Origin of the sequence: Atopobium sp. (genome assembly GCF_034113385.1) — a bacterium.
In the GTDB taxonomy this organism is placed as follows: domain Bacteria; phylum Actinomycetota; class Coriobacteriia; order Coriobacteriales; family Atopobiaceae; genus Atopobium.
Window position 1 is genome coordinate 1 of sequence record NZ_JAXEXL010000006.1, and the last position, 4,799, is coordinate 4,799.

Consider the following 4,799-nt stretch of genomic DNA (forward strand, 5'->3'; position numbering starts at 1 on the left):
CGTGAGTGCTGCTGCTGCGCCCATGCCTACAAGTGCGCCAAGCCTCCTCCCACAGAGTGGACGTTTTTTCATGAGGCATATCCTTTCTTAATTTGCGTGCGTGACTTGTAACTACATGGTATTCCTTATCACTATTATATATGGCATTAGCTTATATTCAACATATTGTAAGAAGTCTTAATTGATTAGAAAAACCCGATGAATTACTCGTTGTGGGCGTCAAGTGGCTTTGTGGGTGCCTTGCAGATGTTCAGACAGAGGGGTATATGGTTTATCATCTGTTTGGAGTAGCTGGCAGTTGTCGGCTGGTGGGCGAGCGTTAGCCTTAACGGGGCGCGCCGGTAATAAAGTAAAGGTTGAGGAGAGAACCTTTTGCAACCATTTTCTCATCCATATGAGTCTTGTCATTTGTGTCCACGTGGTTGTGGTGCACAGCGTAGCGCAGGTAAGCGTGGGCTTTGTGGGGCTGGTGCAAACTTGCAAATAGCAAGAAGCGCTCTTCATTTTTGGGAAGAACCGCCTATTTCAGGCGAGGTAGGTTCAGGCGCTATTTTCTTCTCGAGCTGTCCTTTGCGCTGTGTGTTTTGTCAAAACCAACAAATCTCTCAGGGTAATTTTGGCCATGAGGTGAGTGTCAAACGTCTTGCTGCCATGATGCTGGAATTGCAGGAACAAGGTGCACTCAATATTAACCTTGTTACGGCACTACACTATGCCCCGCAGGTGTATGACGCGGTGCAAATGGCTCGTGAAGCTGGCCTGAGTTTGCCTATCGTGTGCAATACCTCAGGCTATGAGCTGGTAAGCACCATTCGCGCTATGGGTGATATTGTGGATGTATGGCTGCCAGACTTTAAATATGCCTCATCTGACCTTGCGTATGCGCTGTCTGGTGCTCAGGATTATCCCCAGGTTGCCACTGCAGCATTGGAAGAAATGCTTAACCAAGTTAGCCAACGCGGCACGCGTGTAGTGGGCAAGGATGGTGCGCTTAAAACAGGTATTATCGTACGCCACCTTGTACTTCCTGGACATACAGACGACTCATGCGCTGTTCTCGATAAACTCTGGGAACTTGCAGGCAATGATATAGACATTTCTGTCATGAATCAGTACACCCCTAATGCACGTTGCAAAGCCGCTGGTGGCAATCTGGCTCGTGCACTTACCAATGAAGAGTATGAAGTGGTGCTTGACCATGCAGATGATCTTGGTTTTGAGCATATGTGGTGGCAGCAAGGCGGCACGGTATCAGAGAGTTTTGTGCCACCGTTTGATGCAACTGGTGTAGATGGTCCAGAACTTAGCAGCTTTTTGCCTCAAACGGCGCGCACAACGCAGTAAAACGGCTATAGTCTATACAACCCTTTAAAGGTGGGCTAAGGAGAAACTATGTCAAATACTGACACGTTAACTGATTCTGAACGCGCCGAGCTGGAAGCACTTCGCGCTCAAGCAACAGCTCGCCACAATGCAGCCGAGCGTGCCGAGCTAGAATCCTTGCGACAAGCCCAGCAAAAGGCGCAACGGCAGGCAGAAGAAGATGCGCGTATTGCTCATATTCGTGAGGTTAATCGTCGAGCCATGGAGCCAGATGAAGATTTAAACATGCCCTTTGCGCAAAAGCTTGTCCTTGGTGTTTTGGCTGTAGTTGTAATTGGCTGTGTTATCTATTATTTCTTGCGTCACTAAGCGTACCTTCAAACTAATGCATCGAGCTGCAAGGAGAGTGACATGTCTTTAACTGACCGCACAAAGCCCTCTGATATTGCCCTCAATACGGATTTATATGAGCTCACTATGGCTCAAGGCTTTTTTGAGTCAGGATTAGGGGATACGCAGGCATGCTTTACCGTATTTTTTCGCGAGAATCCCTTTCATGGTGGCTATGCCGTATCTTGTGGGGCTGGTCAAATTGCGGATTTAGTAAAAAACTTTGTGTTTGAAGATGATGCCATTGCGTATCTTTCCTCGCTTGATGCGCCTGGTGGCGGCAAGATGTTTACCTCTGAGTTTTTGCAATACCTTCGCAATTTTAAAATGCGTGTCTCGGTATGGGCCGTTCCCGAGGGTGAAGTTGTATTCCCGCGTGAACCTATGATTCGCGTAGAAGGCCCTGCTATTGATTGCCAGCTCATAGAGACTGCATTGCTTAATCTGGTAAACTTCCAAACCTTGGTGGCAACCAAAACTGCTCGTGTTGTACAGGCAGCAGAGGGTCATGCTGTTTCTGATTTTGGTTTGCGTCGTGCACAGGGTCCTGATGGTGGTTTGGCTGTTGCACGCGCTGCCTATGTAGGCGGTGCAAGTTCCACATCTAATGTATTAGCAGGAAAGACGTATGGCATTCCCGTTTTTGGCACCCATGCGCATTCTTGGGTTATGGCATTTCCTTCAGAGCTTGAGGCCTTTAGGGCATTTGCCAAATCTAGCCCCAAAAACTGTGTGTTGTTGGTAGATACCTATGATGTCTATAAAGGTATTCAAAATGCCATCACGGTTGCACACGAGATGGAAGCTGCGGGCGAGCGCCTGAGTGCTATTCGCATTGATTCTGGCGATTTAGCAAAGCTTTCTAAATACGCTCGTCGAGCGTTTGATGAGGCTGGCTTGCCCTATGTAAAAATTTCTGTTTCTAATGATTTAGATGAGCACACTATTCAGTCCTTGTTTGCTCAGGGCGCTCCTATTGATTCTTTTGGTGTGGGAACCAAGCTCGCAACCTGCGATCCTCAGCCCTCATTGGGTGGTGTATACAAACTCAATGCCACGCGTAAACCTGGTGCGACAAGCTGGACGCCTACCATGAAGTTATCCGAGCAAGCATATAAGCGTACGATTCCAGGAGTGCAGCATGTTTTGCGCTTCTTTGATGACAGTGGCTGTCCCATGGGAGACATGATTGTGGATGACGCCTTTGTGAGTTCTGATAAAACTATTGCCATTGATGTGCTTGATCCCTATACCAGTTACGACTTGTCTGCATACACTCCTATTGAGCTTCTCGAACACTATGTCGAGAAGGGCGAGTGTGTTGCACGCCCAGCTACTCTGGAAGAGTCGCGCCGTCGTTGCCATGACTCGCTTATGCATCTTGACCCTGCTACTAAGCGTTTCCTTAACCCTCAAACCTATCCTGTGGGTATGGAAGAAGGCTTGGCAAAATTGCGAGAAGACCTCAGCAGGGAAGAGCGTGCTCGTTCTGGCCGACGATGAATTACTCGTAGTTTTTATTAAGCACGTACATGTACTAAAAATTGGTGTATGAGCTTTGTTAGACTGCTAGAAATTGCAAAAACGTATACCAAATATACAAAATGCTATGGATCAAGGAGTGACTTATGCCCGAGACTATTGAAGAGTTGGTAAAGCAAGCCATTGCTGCTGCTCAGCAGGCAGGAGACTTGCCTGAGTTTACCGTAGAGGACTGTGGCGTTGAGCGTCCGGCCGATACTGACCACGGCGAGTGGACTTCCACCGTCGCTCTTCGATCTGCTCGTCTGGCTCGTATGGCTCCCGCAAAGATTGCTCAGGCAATTGCTAATCACATACCTGCCAATCCTTCTATTGCAAAAGTAGAGGTAGCTGGACCTGGTTTTATTAATTTTTATCTTAACGCCGCCGCAAACAATGAGGTTATCCGTAATGTTCGTGAGCAAGGCGAGGACTTTGGTCGCGCTAACGTAGGCAATGGCCTTAAGGTCAATTATGAGTTTATTTCTGCTAATCCAACTGGTCCTTTGCATGTAGGTCATGGTCGCTGGGTAGCTTTGGGTGACTCTATGTGTAATGTCATGGAGCACGCAAACTACGATGTCTTCCGTGAGTATTACATCAATGATCACGGTAGTCAGATGGATGTTTTTGGTGGCTCTGTTGCCACTCGTTATATGCAGCTTGTTCAGATTATTCGCGAGAAAAACCTGAGCGCCCACGACGCCTATCAGCTCCTCCTTTCCGATCGTGAGGCATATGTAGAAGATGAGCTGGATGAGGCTCCAGAGACCCACCCCTATATGGATTCCTTCAATGAGATTTTGGGTGGTAATTCCTACGGCGGAGACTACATCATCGAGATAGCCCTAGAGTTTTATGAAGCAGATGGAGACAAGTGGGCAGACGTTGACGAGAAAACCCGTGGAGATGAGTTCCGCGAGCGTGCCTATCAGGCAATGTTGCAGCGTATCAGGAACACTACTCACCAAGCTCGCTGCGACCTTGATTTGTGGTTCTCGGAGCGTAGTCTATATATTAAGGATGAGTCCGGCACGTCTCCAGTAGACCGTGCATTTGCTCGCTTGGACAAGATGGGTCATCTTTATACGACTGATGATGGCGCTTTGTGGTTCCGTTCCACCACATTTGGTGACGATAAAGACCGCGTACTCATCAAGTCTAATGGCGAATATACCTACTTTGCTTCTGACGTTGCCTATCACTGGGATAAGTTCCAGCGCCAAGATTACTCTATTGACCTGTGGGGTGCAGATCATCACGGCTATATTGCCCGTGTAACTAATGCTTGTGATGCCTTGGGGTATCCTGGCCAATTTGAGGTAGACCTTGGTCAGTTTGTCAACCTGCTTCGTGATGGCAAGCCAGTGCGTATGTCCAAGCGTAAGGGAACTATGGTTACCTTCCAAGAGTTGTTGGATGAGGTTGGTGTAGATGCAACTCGTTATACTTTGGTATCCAAATCCTCTAATCAGACCATTGATTTTGATATTGAGGCTGTTAAGCAGCGCAATGCTTCCAACCCTGTATTCTATGTACAGTATGCTCACGCACGTATTTGTTCC

The 4,799-nt window shown here is 47.8% G+C and carries 4 protein-coding genes; all 4 read left to right on the forward strand.

Annotated features, from left to right (window positions below; translation table 11 throughout):
- Positions 1–372: 372 nt before the first annotated feature.
- The gene (locus SPD80_RS01365) at positions 373–1,344 is read left to right on the forward strand and encodes a 4Fe-4S cluster-binding domain-containing protein (protein WP_320828128.1); all 972 of its coding nucleotides are present in this window, start codon (positions 373–375) and stop codon (positions 1,342–1,344) included.
- Between the two features lie 48 nt (positions 1,345–1,392).
- Entirely contained in the window at positions 1,393–1,692 is a 300-nt protein-coding gene (locus SPD80_RS01370; protein ID WP_320606015.1) for a hypothetical protein, read from the forward strand.
- Between the two features lie 42 nt (positions 1,693–1,734).
- Positions 1,735–3,216: a nicotinate phosphoribosyltransferase gene (locus SPD80_RS01375; protein WP_320828129.1), complete on the forward strand. Its 1,482-nt coding sequence runs from the start codon at positions 1,735–1,737 to the stop codon at positions 3,214–3,216.
- A 125-nt stretch (positions 3,217–3,341) separates the two neighbouring features.
- Positions 3,342–4,799, forward strand: a 1,458-nt coding sequence (gene argS / locus SPD80_RS01380; protein ID WP_320828130.1) for an arginine--tRNA ligase, incomplete at its 3' end; no start/stop codon positions are given.